The organism is Clostridioides sp. ZZV14-6387 (assembly GCF_020657835.1).
Classification (GTDB): domain Bacteria; phylum Bacillota; class Clostridia; order Peptostreptococcales; family Peptostreptococcaceae; genus Clostridioides; species Clostridioides difficile_A.
This window is the reverse complement of record NZ_JAGWCW010000002.1, coordinates 69,012-85,728: the sequence shown is the minus strand read 5'-3', so window position 1 is coordinate 85,728 and position 16,717 is coordinate 69,012. Positions and strand designations below refer to the sequence as shown.

Sequence of the window (16,717 nt, the reverse complement as noted above, 5' to 3'; positions counted from 1 at the left end):
AGAAAGTGCAACTAATTATTTAAAGAAACAGAATCATCTATTTCAGCACCCATATAAATAATGTTAAGGTCTCCTAAACTACTATCCCAAATAATAGAATCAATAATAGTAGACAATAATAATCTCTTATCATCCAGGCTAGCATTATCAACTTCATCATTAAATTTCTTCAAATTACTAACAATAATGTCCAAATTAAAACAATCACTACTAGTATTTATATCACTAGACTCTAAGTCATCAATCTTACTCTTTAAGATACTAATCTCATTATTTAAACTTTCAACTTGAGAAATTATGTAATCAGAAGCGATACTGCCAGTATTTTTTGCAAGCTCTTTAATTAAATTGTTAATAAGTTTTTCCTTCTCTAAAACCTTGTTTTTAAGTAAATCAATCTCGGAGTGTAAATCATTAAAGGCATAATCAATCTTAATTTTATTACTATCAAATGCACTTATGATAGATTCTAAATCACAATTTTTAATTTTATCTACAACTAAACTTTCAACTAATGGTCCATTAAGATTTTTACAGTTACAACCATCAACACCAAGTGTTTTTTTAGTTCCACATACATAATAATATTTTAAATCTTTATCAGTTTTTTTACCTTTATAAGTGATTCTCATATTAGCACCACACTTACCACATTTTATAAGACCAGATAAAAGAGCAGTTTTACCAGTTGCTATTCTAGGCGTTTTATCACGATTTTTATCCAGTTGATTTTGTGTTTTAAGCCATATCTCAGGTTCTATAACTCCAAGATGCTTTGCAATTGCAGCTATGGAATCAGACGTATTTTTAGCATATGTCAATATTCCACATTTTCCATCTGGAGTTCCTATAACCTCCATACCATTGTCTCTGAGATATTTTAAAATTTCATCATTAGCTTTTACATATGCTGGATTTCTAAGTATTCTAGATAAAGAGCTAGGGTCAAATTTACCACCATGAGGACCTCTTATACTATTGTGATAGACATATTTATATAATTTTGATAAGGACCTAAATTCTAAGTACTTATTATATATTAGCTTTACAATCTCCATTTGTTCATCATTTACTTGGAGTTTATACATACTTCTTTCTTTTAGATTTTCATCCAAAAAAGTGATTTTTTCACTGTTAAATCCATGAGGTGTTTTGCCTCCAAGCCATCTACCACTACGAGCCAATTCATACATATTATCTTTTACACGTTCTGCAATGGTTTCTCTTTCTAATTGAGCAAATACACTTGATATAAACATCATAGCTCTTCCCATTGGAGTAGAGGTATCAAATTGTTCTTTAATAGATATAAACGATATATCTAGTTTGTTTAATTTTTCTATTAAAGTAGAAAAATCAGATACATTTCTCGAAATTCTATCCAATCTATAACAAATTAGATAATTAAATTTTTTGTCCTTGGCATCTTGCATCATTTTTTTAAATTGTGGTCTATCTATATTACTACCACTAAAGCCCTCATCTTCATATATATAAAAATCTTCTATACCAATAGATTTGGAATAATCCATACATAGTTGTATTTGATTTTCTATAGAATCACCTTTCCCAGTGAATCTTGATTTTCTTGAATAAATTGCAGCTTTCAAAATTAAGACCTCCTATAAATTCGAGCTATCTATTTTAAATTTTTTATTATAGTATTTCAAATGAATATATTAATTAATTGAATTTATATAATTATCCCCTTTATAATATATGACTATTTATTTTTTTTATTTCTTTGCCATTAAAATTCCAAATGAGTTAGGCAAATTGATACTTAGTTGTATCAGGACAAATCTATAACTTCATAGATTAATATAAGATACTTAAAATCCAGATATTTTAAAATATGATTTTTAAAACTAGTAGTTATAACAAAAATGTGTAGGGGGCTTGCATATGGAAATCAAGGTTATAGAAATTTTTCCTAAAGATGAAGCTAAACTCAATGAAATAGAAATGGCTAAAGCTAATTGGTTTGTAAATATAATAAGTAAAAAATATCCTAAAGAAATTTTAGGGGAGGCTTTTACCCTTTTAGAAAAAGAATTAAACGTAAGTAAAGCTGATACATAAGCTTCGATTATTGATTTTAATGTACTATGACTTGACATTATATTAATCAAATAGTATATTTTAAAATATAACACAATGAAGTGTTAAAAGAGCAATGGAGCTCCATAGATAAAGTCTATGGAGCTTTTTTGCGTATTTAACTTAAGGAGGATGGTAATTTGAATAATTTTGAGATTAAAACCAAAATAAAATTTGGAGAAGGTTCACTAAAAGCACTACAAGAATTAAAAAACAAAAATGTATTAATAGTAACAGACCCATTTATGGTTAAATCAAAAACAATAGATAAAATAACATGTAATTTAATAAATTCAACATATCAAGTTTTTGAAGAAATAGTACCAGACCCACCAATAGAAATAGTAGTAGCGGGAATAGAAGCATTTAAATCTATAAATCCAGATGTAATAATAGCATTGGGTGGAGGTTCTGCAATAGATGCTGCAAAATCTATAATGGATTTTTCTAAAAAAATATTAAAAACTAATGAAGTAGAATTTATAGCAATACCAACAACAAGTGGAACAGGTTCAGAAGTAACATCATTTGCAGTAATATCAGATAATCAAAAGGGATGTAAGTATCCATTAGTAAGTGATGATTTACTTCCAAATATGGCAATACTAGACCCAGAACTTATAAAAACTGTACCAAACTTTATAACAGCAGATACAGGTATGGATGTATTGACACATGCTATAGAAGCTTATGTATCTACAAATTCTAATGATTTTTCAGATGCATTAGCCGAAAAAGCTATAAAACTAGTATTTAAGTACTTAATAAAGGCATATAAAGATGGAAATGATATAGAAGCTAGAGAAAAAATGCACAATGCATCTTGTCTGGCAGGTATGGCATTTAATCAAACATCACTTGGTATAAATCATTCTATAGCACATGTATTAGGTGGAAAATTTCATATACCACATGGAAGAGCAAATTCAATATTACTTCCACATGTGATAGAATATAATGCATCAATAGTAGGATATACTAATACAACTTACTCAGATACAGCCATGAAATATGCGCAAATAGCAGAATTAGTAGGGTTTGTAAATGGTAATATAAGGATAGCAGTTAAAAACTTAGTAAATGAAATAAAGAAATTGCAAAAAGAAATGAATATGCCAACCAAATTAACACAGTGTAAATTAAATTTAAAAGATATAACTAATGAAGAAAGAGAAATAGCAAAACTTGCTATAAAAGATACTTGTACATTAACCAATCCTAAAGTACCAACTGAAGAGGATATAATAAGCATATTAAATAATATTAAATAATTACATTTTATTACATGCAAACATAATATTATACAAATAGGGAAAATGTTTTTAAAAATATAAATAATATATTGACAAATATAAAACATAAAACTATAATGAAAGTATCACAAAGGCGTGATACTTTAGTAAAAAGCAACGGAGCTTCTTAGGAATATTAATATTATTCTTATGGAGCTTCTTTTATTTTAAGCAAATAACTTTTTAGTAAACTATATTTAAAGAAAGTAGGGAATAAATTTGGCTGAAGAATCTAAGCAAAGAGTCATTCAAGAATATGTTCCTGGAAAACAGGTTACATTAGCACATATAATAGCTAACCCTAATGAAGATATATATAAGAAGTTAGGATTGGTACTTGATAAAAAAGATGCAATAGGAATACTTACAATAACACCCAGCGAAGCATCAATAATAGCAGCAGATGTTGCTACAAAATCTTCAAATGTATCTTTAGGTTTTATAGATAGATTTAGTGGCTCTGTAGTAATATCAGGAGATGTAAGTTCTGTAGAATCTGCATTAGATGATGTTTTAGAAGTTTTAGGAAATATGCTAAACTTCTCATCTACAAAAATAACAAGGACATAATAATATAATGAAGAATATAATATTTATGGGAAAGACGGGTAGTGGAAAAACTACTCTATGTCAAAAACTAGACCAATTGGAATTGAAATATAAAAAAACTCAGTCAGTAGAACTTTATAATAATGCAATAGATACTCCAGGTGAATATATGGAAAACAGAAATCTATATAATGCATTAATAACAACATCAGCAGATGCAAAGATTATAGCAATAGTGTATGATGCTACACAAGAAGAAAATTATATAGCACCAGGGTTTGCAAGTATGTTTTGTAAAGATGTAATAGGGATTATAACTAAAATAAATAAAGCTACTGAAGATGAAATCAACATAGCTTATGAGAGACTATTACTAGCAGGAGCAAGTCAAATATTTAAAATAGATACAGTGGATAATATTGGGCTTGAAACATTATTTAAATATCTAGAAAAATCTAAAAATATAGATGAAATTTAAGGGGAAATGTTTTTTTAACTAAAAAATATGATAAAATTATATGGATAGTTAAAGAAAATATAAATTAGTATTTTATAAAGAAATATATAAACTATTCTAAAAAGATTTAATCTTTAAGTGAGGTAGGAACATGGGGAAAAAAATACTATTGGTTGATGATGAACCACTGTTAAGGATGGACACAAAGGATATACTAGAAAGTCATGGTTATGAAGTAATAGGAGAAGCAAGTGATGGATTTGAAGCTGTTGAAATGTGTAAAAAACACAAACCTGATTTAGTTATAATGGATATAGAAATGCCAATACTTGATGGTATAAAAGCAGGCAAAATAATCTGTAAAGAAAATCTAGCAGGTGGAGTGCTTTTATTAACTTCATTTGAAGATAAAGAATATATAGAAAAAGCCAAAAGTATAGGTGCTTATGGATACTTGGTAAAAACAGCAAGTGAAAAGTCATTTATCCCAACTATAGAAATGTGTTTAAATAAGGTAAATGAATTTGAAAAAATGAAAAAAGATTTAGAAAAGGTAAATTCTAAATTGAATGAAAGAAAATTAGTAGAAAGAGCAAAAGGTATACTTATAAGAGAGTTTAAGATTTCTGAGGATGAAGCATACACTAGAATAAGAAAATTAAGTATGGATAAAAGAACTACAATGATGGAAATTGCCAAAATGATTATTATAGGATACGATGACTAATACGATAAAAAAAATAGCAACTACACAAACATACTTAAATAATAATGAAATTGAAAAAATTATAGAAGTATCAAAATCCTTAGATTTAATGGCTTCCTTTTATGAGGCTGATGTTTTTATAGATGTACTAAGTAAACTTGATGATGAAGCGATTGTTGTGGCACATAGTAGACCTAAAGAAAAGTCAGTCTACAGTGAAAGTGTTGTAGGTAAAAAGGCTCTAATTGAAAATGAACCAGGAGTTATAAAGTGTCTAAGAACTGGAGAAAGAGCAAGAGATATAAAAGCTTTAACACAAGAATACAAGCTGGTTAAACAAAATATTCAGCCAATAACATTAGATGACAAAGTTTTAGCAGTATTAATAGTTGAAAAAGATATAAGCAGTGAAGTTAAAAGTGAATTTGAAACTAACGAGGATGAAGAAAATAAGAATTTACATCAGTTTATAAAATTGATAGGAAATAATGATTTTTTAGTTGACAATTTAAATTCTGCCATCCTTATATTTGATAAAAATGGAAAACTAAAAATTAAAAATCGTATTGCAACTGAGATGTATAAAAACCTTGGATTTGATTGTGATATACAGGATATGCATTACAACGACTTATATATAGAAACTAAAGTATTTGAAGATATATTAATAGATGAAAATTATGATGAAACAAATGAAGTTTCGATAGGTAATATGTTTTTCAAAATAAAAACTATATACATCAAAGATGATGAATTTAAAGTTTGTAAAATAGTACAAGATATAAGTGATTTAAAACGAAAAGAAGAAGAACTAGTTTTAAAAACAGTAGCTATTAGAGAAGCTCATCATAGAGTGAAAAATAATCTTCATACAGTAATATCTATAATAAAAAAGCAAAGTAGATTATCTCAAAATGAGGAAGTTAAACAATGTTTAGATAATATAATAAACCGAGTGTTTGCAATACTTTCAACTCATTATCTGTTATCTAAGGAAGTAGATAATAATATATCTATACGAGAAGGTATCAACTTATTAGTATCAAATATTCAAGGTGGTTATTTGTTTAGTAAAGATATAGATATATGTATAACAGGTGAAGATTTTAAAATTAGTGGAGAAAAAGCAACCGCCATACTTTTAGTTATAAATGAAATATTACAAAATTGTTATGACCATGCTTTCATTGATAGAGAACGTGGCAATATACAAATACTAATAAATAAAGATAATGATTCTAGAAATATAGCTATTATAGATGATGGCGTTGGATTTGATAGTGATAATATAAATAAAAATAGTTTAGGAACATATATAATAGATAGTTATATAACTCAAATGTTAAAAGGAAGTATAAAAAGAAAGAGTAGTAAAAATGGGACAGAAGTATTAATTACTATACCTACACAAATTAATATTTAAATAATAACTCATCTACAAAGTAGTAGTTTTAATTGAGCAAAGAGGCTTAAGGTTATTAATAAATTAAGTTAGTTGAATATATTTATAAAACTTGTAAATATGAATTCAATTTAACAGATATTTATTATAGCTTTAAGCCTCTTTGCTTGTTTAAGACATACTTAAACTTTAGGAGGTGAGAAAATGAGAGAAGAGTTATTAAGTGTTGGTATTGACATTGGAACAAGTACTACTCAGTTGATTTTTTCTAAGTTAATAGTAGAAAATACTGAATCAAATTTTTCGGTACCTAGGATAAGTATAGTAGACAAAGAAATTATTTATAAAAGTAAGGTTTATTTCACTCCCCTTATCTCAAATAATGAAATAAATGGACAGCAAATAAAAGAAATAGTTGAAAGTGAATATAAAAAAGCAAATATATCTAAAGTAGATATACATACAGGAGCAGTAATAATAACTGGCGAAACAGCCAGAAAAGAAAATGCAAACGATGTGCTTCATACTTTAAGTGGATTTGCAGGAGATTTTGTTGTTGCAACAGCAGGTCCTGACCTAGAAAGTATAATATCAGGTAAAGGAGCTGGAGCTCATATTTATTCAAAAAAACATTCAACTACAATTGTAAATATAGATATAGGTGGGGGAACTAGTAATATAGCCTCATTTAAAAGAGGAGAAGTAACTGATACTGGGTGCTTGGATATAGGTGGAAGGCTTATAAAAGTAGATAAAATAAGTAAAGAAATAACTTATATATCACCTAAAATAAATGAAATCATAAAAGATAATAATTTAAATCTTCAAGTTGGAACTGTAGCTACAATAGAAAATACAAAACCAATAGTTAATATAATGGTTGACTTATTAATGGAAAGTATAGGATTAAAAACTCAGACACCTTTATTTGATTTTATAATAACCAATAAATCAATCAATATAGATGAAGATATTAAGAATGTCTCATTTTCAGGTGGGGTAGCTGATTATATTTACTATGATGGAGAAATAAAAGATTATTTTGAATATGGTGATTTGGGAATTTTACTTGGTCAAGCAATAAAAAATTGTGAGTACCTTAAAAAAGTGAACATAGTCAAATCTATGGAGACAATAAGAGCTACAGTAGTTGGTGCAGGTTCTCATACTACTGAGGTAAGTGGAAGTACAATAACTTATACTAGTGAAAATTTTCCACTTAAGAACTTGCCAGTTTTAAAATTATCAATGGATGAAGAAGTAGGTACTTCAAAACAAATTAGTGAAGCTATAAAAAACAAACTTAACTGGTTTAAGTTAGAAAATGATTTACAGAAAGTTGCTATAGCTATGATAGGCAAGAAAAACCCAGCCTTTTCAGATATACAAGAATATGCCAAAGGATTTGTGGATGGAATGCAACAAATCATAGAAAATGATTTGCCTTTTGTAGTAATTGTTGAAAACGATATGGCAAAAGTATTAGGTCAAGCAATATATGCATTATTAAATTATGAAGAAGAAATTGTCTGTATAGACAGTGTCAAGGTCGAAAATGGAGACTATATTGACATTGGGAAACCTATAGTTGAAGGCAAAGTTTTACCTGTAGTAATAAAAACATTAGTTTTTAATTAATAGAAGGAGGTAAGTAAATGATTTTAAAGACAAAATTATTTGGACGTACTTATCAGTTTAAAAGCTTATATGATGTAATGGCTAAAGCTAATGAAGAAAAATCAGGAGATAAATTAGCAGGTCTTGCAGCAGAATCAGCTGAAGAAAGAATAGCAGCAAAGGTTGTTTTATCACACATAAAGTTAGAGGATATAAGAAATAATCCTGCAGTAGCATATGAGGAAGATGAAGTAACAAGAATAATACAAGATGCTGTAAATGAAAAAGTTTATGAAGAAATAAAAGAATGGACAGTATCAGAACTTAGAGAATGGATATTAGATTCAAATACTACAAGTCTTGATATAAGAAGAATATCAAGAGGATTAACTTCTGAAATAATAGCAGCAGTTGCAAAGTTAATGTCAAATATGGACTTAGTCTATGCTGCTAAAAAAATAAAAGTTACTGCTCATTGTAATACAACTATAGGAGAACAAGGTACATTATCAGCAAGACTTCAGCCTAATCACCCTACAGACGACCCAGATGGAATACTTGCATCACTTCTTGAAGGTTTAACTTTTGGTATAGGAGATGCAGTACTTGGTTTAAACCCAGTTGATGACTCAGTTGAAAGTGTTACTAAAGTGTTAAAAAGATTTGAAGAAGTAAAACAAAAATATCAAATACCAACTCAAACATGCGTATTAGCACATGTTACTACACAAATGGAAGCAATAAGAAACGGTGCTCCTGCAGATTTGATATTCCAATCTATAGCAGGTTCTGAAAAAGGAAATGAAGCATTTGGATTCAATGGTGATACTATCGAGGAAGCCAGACAATTAGCTTTAAAACATGGTACAGCTACTGGACCTAATGTTATGTATTTTGAAACTGGACAAGGTTCAGAATTATCTTCAGAAGCACATCATGGAATAGACCAGGTTACTATGGAAGCTAGATGTTATGGATTTGCTAAAAAGTATGAACCATTCTTAGTAAATACAGTTGTTGGATTTATAGGGCCTGAGTATTTATATGATGCTAGAGAAGTAGTAAGGGCAGGACTTGAAGACCATTTTATGGGTAAATTACATGGATTACCAATGGGTGTTGATGTTTGTTACACTAACCACATGAAGGCTGACCAAAATGATATGGAAAACTTAGCTATACTACTGACAACAGCAGGATGTACGTATTTTATGGGAATACCTCATGGAGATGATGTAATGCTTAACTACCAAACAACAGGATACCATGAAACAGCATCACTTAGAGAAATGTTTGGATTGACTGCAATAAAAGAATTTGATGCTTGGATGGAAAAGATGGGATTCTCTAAAGATGGTAAGTTAACAGAGTTAGCAGGAGACGCATCTATATTATTAGGATAGGAGGTATTTAGTATGAATGAGAAGGATTTAAAAGCATTAGTAGAACAGTTAGTTGGACAAATGGTTGGAGAATTAGATACTAATGTTGTATCTGAAACTGTTAAGAAAGCAACTGAAACTGTAATTGATAACAGTGCTTGCATAGATGATATAACAGAAATTGATATAAGAAAGCAATTACTAGTAAAAAATCCTAAGGATGCAGAAGCTTACTTAGATATGAAAGCCAAAACACCTGCAAGATTAGGTATAGGAAGAGCTGGTACAAGATATAAAACAGAAACAGTTTTAAGATTTAGAGCAGACCATGCTGCTGCACAAGATGCTGTATTCTCTTATGTAGATGAAGAATTTATAAAAGAAAATAATATGTTTGCAGTAGAAACTTTATGTAAAGATAAAGATGAATACTTAACTAGACCAGACCTAGGAAGAAAATTCTCTCCAGAAACTATAAATAATATAAAATCTAAATTTGGAACAAATCAAAAGGTTTTAATATTAGTAGGAGATGGACTTAGTTCAGCCGCTATAGAAGCAAACTTAAAAGATTGTGTGCCAGCTATAAAACAAGGTCTAAAAATGTATGGAATAGACTCAAGTGAAATTTTATTTGTTAAACACTGTAGAGTTGGTGCTATGGACCACTTAGGTGAAGAATTAGGTTGTGAAGTTATATGTATGTTGGTTGGAGAAAGACCAGGATTGGTTACTGCTGAATCAATGTCAGCATATATAGCATATAAGCCATATATAGGAATGGCAGAAGCAAAGAGAACAGTTATATCAAATATTCACAAAGGTGGAACAACTGCAGTCGAGGCAGGTGCTCATATAGCTGAACTTATAAAAACTATGCTGGATAAAAAAGCTTCAGGAATAGACCTTAAATAAAGTCGAGGGAGTGTAGAATATGAAAAACGATATGATTCGTCCTAATATACTAGGAGTTAAAATAATTTCGAATATAAGTCCAGAAATGGCACAAAAACTAGAATTAAAATCACACCATAAAAGCTTGGGGTTAATAACTGCAGACTGTGATGATGTTACATACACAGCTCTTGATGAAGCAACTAAAGCTTCAGAAGTTGATGTTGTATATGCAAAATCAATGTATGCAGGTGCAGCAAATGCTTCAACAAAACTTGCTGGTGAAGTTTTAGGAATAATAGCAGGACCAAGCCCAGCCGAAGTAAGAAGTGGATTAAATGCAATAATTGATTTTATGGAATATGGAGCAACTTTTATAAGTGCAAATGATGATGATTCAATAGCATATTACGCTCATTGTGTATCAAGAACAGGCACATACCTTTCAGAAGTAGCAGGAATAAGAGAAGGTGAGGCATTAGCTTATTTAGTAGCACCACCACTTGAAGCAATGTATGCTTTAGATGCAGCGATGAAAGCAGCAGATGTTAAAATGTGCGAATTATTTGCACCTCCAACTGAAACAAACTTTGGTGGAGCATTACTTACAGGTTCTCAATCAGCTTGTAAAGCAGCATGTGATGCATTTGCCGAAGCAGTAAAATCAGTTGCAGACAATCCAACAGGCTTTTAGGATAATTAAATGGATGCTATAGGCTTAATAGAAGTAATAGGGTATGTTGCTGCAATAGAAGCTTCTGATGCTTGTTTAAAATCTGCAAATGTTAATCTTGTAAGAGTTGATAAGGTTGGAGCAGGTATTGTTACTTTAACAATAAATGGAGATGTTGGTGCTGTCAAATCTGCTCTAGAAGCAGGTGAAATGGCAGCTTCAAGAGTTGGTACATTAAGGGCATCACATATTATACCAAGAATCCATAATGAAGTAACAGATACTTTATTTAAAAAGGAAGAATCTAAAGTCTGTGAAGTTTTGGAAAAGACAGATAAGAACTTTGAAAATATATTAGAAATAGGTAACGTAATTTTAGATGATATTGAAAATAATGATAAACAAGATAGTAATATAAAGAAAGTTAAAAATGAAATAGAAACAGTCGATGATAGTTTAACTGAAGCTAATGAAGAAAAAATAGAAAATTCTAATGCTCATAAAGAAGTATTAGAACAAGTTAAAATAGAAAACACTGATTTCGATAAAGATGATTTATCAAAAAACAGTGTAAAAAAACTTAAAGCTATAGCTAAGAAATTAGACTCTTCAATAACTTATAAAGATTTAAATGTTCTTAAGAAAGAAGAATTAATAAACTTAGTTAAAAAGCTTAGCAGAGGGGATAAATAGTTATGACACTTTTAGATAAAGATTTAGTATCTATACAAGAAGTCAGAACTCTTGTAAAAAAGGCTAAAGTAGCTCAAGAGAAACTTTCTAAAATGAGCCAAGAGCAAATAGATAAAATAGTAAAGTCTATTGCAGATGCAGCATTTAATAATGCTACTAAGTTAGCTAAAATGGCAAATGAAGAAACTGGATTTGGAAAATGGGAAGATAAAGTAATAAAAAATACTTTTGCATCTATGGGAGTTTATAAAACTTTAAAAGATACAAAAACTATTGGAATAATTGGCGAAGATAAAAAAGAAAACACTATAGATATAGCTACACCAGTTGGAGTTGTAGCAGGGCTTATACCTTCAACAAACCCAACATCAACAGTAATATATAAAACCATAATATCTATAAAGGCAGGAAATACTATAGTTTTCTCTCCACATCCAAATGCAAAAAAATGCATACTTGAAACAGTTAAAATAATAAACGAAGCAGCTATAGATGCTGGAGCACCAGAGGATTCAATATTATGTATAACTAATCCAAGTATAGTTGGAACAAGTGAATTAATGAAGCATAAGGATACAAACTTAATATTAGCAACTGGAGGAGAAGCAATGGTTAGAGCTGCTTACTCTTCAGGAACACCAGCTATAGGAGTTGGCCCTGGAAATGGACCAGCATTTATAGATAAGTCAGCAAATGTTAAGTTGGCAGTCAAGAGAATAATAGACTCTAAAACTTTTGATAATGGTGTTATATGTGCATCAGAACAATCGATAGTGGTAGAAAAGTCCATGGAAGAAACTGTTTTAAAAGAACTTAAAAACCAAGGAGCATATCTTTTAAATGAAGAAGAAAGTGAAAGATTAGCAAAGTTCATATTAAGAGCTAATGGTACTATGAATCCGCAAATAGTTGGTAAGAGTGTTGAGGTGATAGCAAATTTAGCAGACCTTGCAAATGTACCTAAAAATACAAAAGTCTTAGTTGCAAGAGAAACTAAAGTTGGTCACAATGTAGCCTATTCAAGAGAAAAACTTACACCAATACTTGCATTCTATGTTGAAGATAATGTAGATGCTATTATGAATAGATGTAGAGAAATACTATTAAATGAAGGTGCTGGACATACTTTCTCAATGCATGCAAATGATGAAGAATTGGTAAAAAGATTTGCTCTTAACATGCCAGTATCAAGAATACTTGTGAATACTCCTTCAGCACTTGGAGGAATAGGTGCATCAACAAATCTTGTACCAGCACTAACACTTGGTTGTGGTGCGATAGGTGGAAGCTCAACTTCAAACAATGTAGGTCCACTTGATTTAATAAATATTAAAAGAGTAGCTTATGGAATCAAAGAAATAGAAGAACTTGGTAGAGATAAATCTCAAGTTGAAAAATCAATGTTTGACTCAATGGATAAAGAAGAATTAATAAATCTTCTAGTTCAAAGATTAGTCAAAGAACTAGCATAATTAAAATAAACAATGAAACTTATAGTTTATAACTATAAGATTTCTAAAAATAAAAAACTATAAAATAATATTAAATTTTTGGAGGATAAGATTATGGCAAGTGCAAATGCATTAGGAATGATAGAAACTAAAGGATTAGTAGGAGCAATAGAAGCAGCAGATGCAATGGTTAAAGCTGCAAACGTACAATTAGTAGGAAAAGAGCAAGTAGGTGGAGGATTAGTTACTGTAATGGTAAGAGGAGATGTTGGAGCTGTTAAAGCTGCTACAGATGCTGGAGCTGCTGCTGCTGAAAGAGTTGGAGAACTAATATCAGTTCATGTTATACCAAGACCACATTTTGAAGTAGATGCTATATTACCAAAAGTATCAGCTGAGTAATATAAATGTAATTTGAAAATTTAAATTTTGATTAAAAAAGAGGCTATCTCAAAAATGAGTCTTACTAATAAACTCAATGTATTTTGAGGTAGCCTTTTTTATACATCTAATAGGAGATGTGATAAAATGGGTGTTTTAACAGAAAATGAAGTAAAAAGAAAAATTGGAAAAAATAAAGATAATATAACTGAATTTTGTATAGAAAAAGGGCAAATAATAACTCCTTCTGCAAAATCTTATTTAGCTGAGAGAAGTATTGAGCTTAAGTATGTTGATAAACTTCCAGTCATAAATAATGAACCTAAGGAAGTTATAAAAGAAGTAGTTAAAGAAAAAACATATAGATATACTACTGTATTTGGTGCTAAATTGGATGAGAAACCAGAACATATGACTCAATTAAATGGAAATCTTTTAGTTTTTAAAGACCATAAAAGAATAATACTAAGAGGTAAAATAGATTCACTTGAATCAGAAATACTGAAAACTCAAGTTCTTTGTCAAAATCTAGATATGCCAAAGCTTGTTAAGGAATTACAAGAAGTATTAGATTTTGTAAGAAATATAATGAGATGTGAAGTTCTGGAAGAAAAACTAGAAGACTTTAAACTTTTAGGGTTAACTCCTCAAGAACTTAGAGAACAATCTCACTATCCTAAAAAATATTTTGGTATAGGACATGAATTCCCAAGTTATGAAATGGGTGAAGCTGTAGTTGCTATAAACAGTATAAGAAGCAATGCTAGAGAGGTTGAACTTGCAGCTTATGAAGCATTTAAGGGTGAGTATGGAAATGTTCATAGAGAAGATTTAATAAAGGCACTTAATAGATTGTCATCTGTATTTTGGATAATGATATATAAAGTTAGGACTAATAAGTATAAGTAGTTGGAGGACGTAATGGAAAGTCTATTAAACGAAATAGTAGAAGAAGTAATAAATAGAGTTAAAAAAGAAGCGTTTATAGAGGTTGAAGCATCAGGAAGACATGTTCACTTAAGTAGAGAAGACGTAGATAAATTATTTGGTAAGGGGCACACTCTTACAAAATTAAAAGACTTATCTCAACCAGGTCAATATGCTTGTAAGGAAAGAGTTACTATTACAGGGCCTAAGGGAAGTATAAAAAATGTAGTTGTACTTGGACCATGTAGAGAAGAAACTCAAGTGGAAATCTCTTTAACAGATGGTTCAACTCTTGGATTAAAAGCTCCTATAAGACAAAGTGGAGACTTAGAAGGAACTTTAATGGTTAAAATATCAACACAACATGGTGAAGTTGAACTCGATAAAGGATTAATGGTTGCTAAAAGACACATACATATGACGCCTGCTGATGCAGAAAAATTCAATGTATGTGACAGAGAAATAGTTGAAGCTAAAGTGATGGGTCAGAGACCTCTAACATTTGATGATGTAGTAATAAGAGTTAGTGATAGTTTTAAAACTTACATGCACATAGATTATGATGAAGCTAATGCATGTGGTTATTCAAAAGGGACTGTTGCTAAAATAATAAAGAAAGCATAGATTTAACCTGCTATATAGATTACCTCTAGGGAGGATTTAATATGAATTATGATAAGCTTGTAGATTTAGTAATAGAAGAAATATATAAAAAAATAAATAATGATGAATTAAAAGTATCTAATAAACCTAAAGCTGTAACTGTGTTTGAACAGGATAACAGTAAATTTAATTTATTAAGAGATGAATTTGAAATAGTAGAATTTAATAAAAGCATAAAAGAATGCGAGGTCGTGATAGTTTCAAAACTTTGTATGAGAGGATTATCAAACTTAGCACTTGGAAATTCAACAAGTGACGAAGAGAGATTTATACTAAAGATGCTTATGAAAGGTAAAAAAGTATATGTCTTAGATGAAGGAATTGAATACAAACGATATAAAGATACTGCACCAAAAGCATTGTATAAAAAATTTATATCATTTGAAGATGAAATACGTAAATTTGGTGTTGTAATTATAAAAGACTTAAATACTATAGCTAAAAGTAAGTTAAGTATACAAAGTGAAACTACAGAAATTTTAAATAAAGATACTATAAGTTTAATCAATACAGAGAATACAAAGATAGTTAATGAGTTTAGTTTAGATTTAAGAAATAAAAAGCTTATATCAGAAGCTGATTTAAGAAAACCTACTATAAATGGAGTTAAAAATATATTAGTTAATAAAAAAAGTATAATAACTCCATTAGCTGTAGATTTTATGAGAATACACCATCTCGAACTAAAGAAAATGTAAGGAGGTAATTTTATGGATATAGGAAAAGTTGTAGGTAATGTTTGGGCCACAAGAAAAGATGAAAAATTGTGTGGTCAAAAACTTTTAGTCGTAAAAATTTTAAAAACTAAAGACACATACAAAGAAGGCTTTATGGTTGCGGCCGATAATGCAGGAGCAGGAAATGGAGACTTAGTTCTTATATCCAAAGGTTCCTCAGCAAGAGAATCTATTGAAAAAAAACATGTTCCAGTAGATGCAACTATAGTTGGAGTAGTTGACTCATTTGAGGTATTTGATGAATAAAAGTATAGGTGCTATAGAGTTTAAAAGTATAGCTAAAGGTATAGAAGTATCTAATGAAATGGTAAAAAAATCATCAGTTGATGTATTATACTTAAAAAGTATTTGTCCAGGTAAATTTTTAATAATAGTAGGTGGAGAAACTTCCTATGTAAATGAATGCATAAGTTATGGAATGGAGCTTGGAGAAAAGTACATTGTAGATAATTTTGTAATAAATTCAATTTCACAAGAAATATTAAATGGATTTAAAAATAGGTACCAAACATTAGATAATATAGTCTCTATAGGTGTTGTTGAAAGTAGTAAAGTATGTGCTGGAATAAAAATGCTTGATAATACTTTAAAATCAGGCGACTTAGTATTAGTAAAGCTTCAATTATCTTTTACTATAGGTGGAAAGTTAGTATATATAGTCGCAGGAGATTTAAGTAGTTTAGAATATGCATTAAAAGAAAGTGAAAAAGTTGTAAAAGAAAAAGAAGTAATCTATAAGACTGTAATATCATCAGTAGACAGTCAAATAATAAAAAGTCTAATAAAATAATGG

Annotated in this window: 19 protein-coding genes; 18 read left to right on the top strand and 1 reads right to left on the bottom strand. The window is 29.6% G+C overall.

Annotated features, from left to right (window positions below; all coding sequences use genetic code 11):
- Positions 1-11 precede the first annotated feature (11 nt).
- Positions 12-1,610 carry a recombinase family protein gene (locus KGF38_RS01580; RefSeq protein ID WP_074178162.1) on the bottom strand — a complete coding sequence of 533 codons (1,599 nt, stop codon included), beginning with the start codon at positions 1,608-1,610 and terminating at the stop codon, positions 12-14.
- A 295-nt stretch (positions 1,611-1,905) separates the two neighbouring features.
- Here KGF38_RS01580 and KGF38_RS01575 point away from each other — a divergent pair, with 295 nt between their 5' ends.
- The 18 genes from KGF38_RS01575 (at position 1,906) to KGF38_RS01490 (ending at position 16,714) form a co-directional block, all read left to right on the top strand.
- Complete coding sequence (locus tag KGF38_RS01575) at positions 1,906-2,082, top strand: hypothetical protein (RefSeq protein WP_167640365.1); 177 nt, start codon at positions 1,906-1,908, stop codon at positions 2,080-2,082.
- 158 nt (positions 2,083-2,240) lie between these two features.
- Complete coding sequence (locus KGF38_RS01570) at positions 2,241-3,371, top strand: 1-propanol dehydrogenase PduQ (protein WP_074178164.1); 1,131 nt, start codon at positions 2,241-2,243, stop codon at positions 3,369-3,371.
- A gap of 240 nt (positions 3,372-3,611) precedes the next feature.
- A complete protein-coding gene (locus tag KGF38_RS01565) occupies positions 3,612-3,962 on the top strand; it encodes a BMC domain-containing protein (protein ID WP_021384706.1) in 351 nt (116 codons plus the stop codon).
- A 7-nt stretch (positions 3,963-3,969) separates the two neighbouring features.
- A complete protein-coding gene (locus KGF38_RS01560) occupies positions 3,970-4,419 on the top strand; it encodes a EutP/PduV family microcompartment system protein (protein ID WP_074178165.1) in 450 nt (149 codons plus the stop codon).
- Between the two features lie 130 nt (positions 4,420-4,549).
- Positions 4,550-5,125, top strand: a complete 576-nt coding sequence (locus KGF38_RS01555) for an ANTAR domain-containing response regulator (RefSeq protein ID WP_054270346.1) — start codon at positions 4,550-4,552, stop codon at positions 5,123-5,125.
- Positions 5,118-6,527, top strand: a complete 1,410-nt coding sequence (locus KGF38_RS01550) for a histidine kinase N-terminal domain-containing protein (RefSeq protein ID WP_054270347.1) — start codon at positions 5,118-5,120, stop codon at positions 6,525-6,527. The genes KGF38_RS01555 and KGF38_RS01550 overlap by 8 nt, the downstream gene beginning before the upstream one ends.
- A gap of 183 nt (positions 6,528-6,710) precedes the next feature.
- A complete protein-coding gene (eutA, locus tag KGF38_RS01545) occupies positions 6,711-8,144 on the top strand; it encodes an ethanolamine ammonia-lyase reactivating factor EutA (RefSeq protein ID WP_074178166.1) in 1,434 nt (477 codons plus the stop codon).
- Between the two features lie 17 nt (positions 8,145-8,161).
- Entirely contained in the window at positions 8,162-9,526 is a 1,365-nt protein-coding gene (locus KGF38_RS01540; protein WP_021384698.1) for an ethanolamine ammonia-lyase subunit EutB, read from the top strand.
- A gap of 12 nt (positions 9,527-9,538) precedes the next feature.
- Positions 9,539-10,420 (top strand): ethanolamine ammonia-lyase subunit EutC, encoded by an 882-nt coding sequence (eutC, locus tag KGF38_RS01535; RefSeq protein WP_054270350.1) that lies wholly within the window; start codon positions 9,539-9,541, stop codon positions 10,418-10,420.
- 19 nt (positions 10,421-10,439) lie between these two features.
- Positions 10,440-11,093, top strand: a complete 654-nt coding sequence (gene eutL / locus KGF38_RS01530) for an ethanolamine utilization microcompartment protein EutL (RefSeq protein ID WP_054270351.1) — start codon at positions 10,440-10,442, stop codon at positions 11,091-11,093.
- Between the two features lie 9 nt (positions 11,094-11,102).
- A complete protein-coding gene (locus KGF38_RS20510; protein WP_054270352.1) occupies positions 11,103-11,765 on the top strand; it encodes a BMC domain-containing protein in 663 nt (220 codons plus the stop codon).
- Between the two features lie 2 nt (positions 11,766-11,767).
- A complete protein-coding gene (locus KGF38_RS01520) occupies positions 11,768-13,237 on the top strand; it encodes an acetaldehyde dehydrogenase (acetylating) (protein ID WP_227832121.1) in 1,470 nt (489 codons plus the stop codon).
- A gap of 93 nt (positions 13,238-13,330) precedes the next feature.
- Entirely contained in the window at positions 13,331-13,618 is a 288-nt protein-coding gene (eutM, locus tag KGF38_RS01515; protein WP_003423991.1) for an ethanolamine utilization microcompartment protein EutM, read from the top strand.
- A gap of 126 nt (positions 13,619-13,744) precedes the next feature.
- Positions 13,745-14,506, top strand: a complete 762-nt coding sequence (locus KGF38_RS01510) for a cobalamin adenosyltransferase (protein WP_074178168.1) — start codon at positions 13,745-13,747, stop codon at positions 14,504-14,506.
- A 12-nt stretch (positions 14,507-14,518) separates the two neighbouring features.
- Entirely contained in the window at positions 14,519-15,148 is a 630-nt protein-coding gene (eutD, locus tag KGF38_RS01505; RefSeq protein WP_054270355.1) for an ethanolamine utilization phosphate acetyltransferase EutD, read from the top strand.
- Positions 15,149-15,189: 41 nt separating this feature from the next.
- Entirely contained in the window at positions 15,190-15,885 is a 696-nt protein-coding gene (locus KGF38_RS01500; protein WP_074178169.1) for a TIGR02536 family ethanolamine utilization protein, read from the top strand.
- A gap of 12 nt (positions 15,886-15,897) precedes the next feature.
- Positions 15,898-16,170, top strand: coding sequence for a EutN/CcmL family microcompartment protein (locus tag KGF38_RS01495; protein WP_021384701.1), 273 nt, complete (start codon positions 15,898-15,900; stop codon positions 16,168-16,170).
- Positions 16,163-16,714 carry a BMC domain-containing protein gene (locus KGF38_RS01490; RefSeq protein ID WP_074178170.1) on the top strand — a complete coding sequence of 184 codons (552 nt, stop codon included), beginning with the start codon at positions 16,163-16,165 and terminating at the stop codon, positions 16,712-16,714. Before KGF38_RS01495 ends, KGF38_RS01490 begins: the two co-directional genes overlap by 8 nt.
- Positions 16,715-16,717 lie beyond the last annotated feature (3 nt).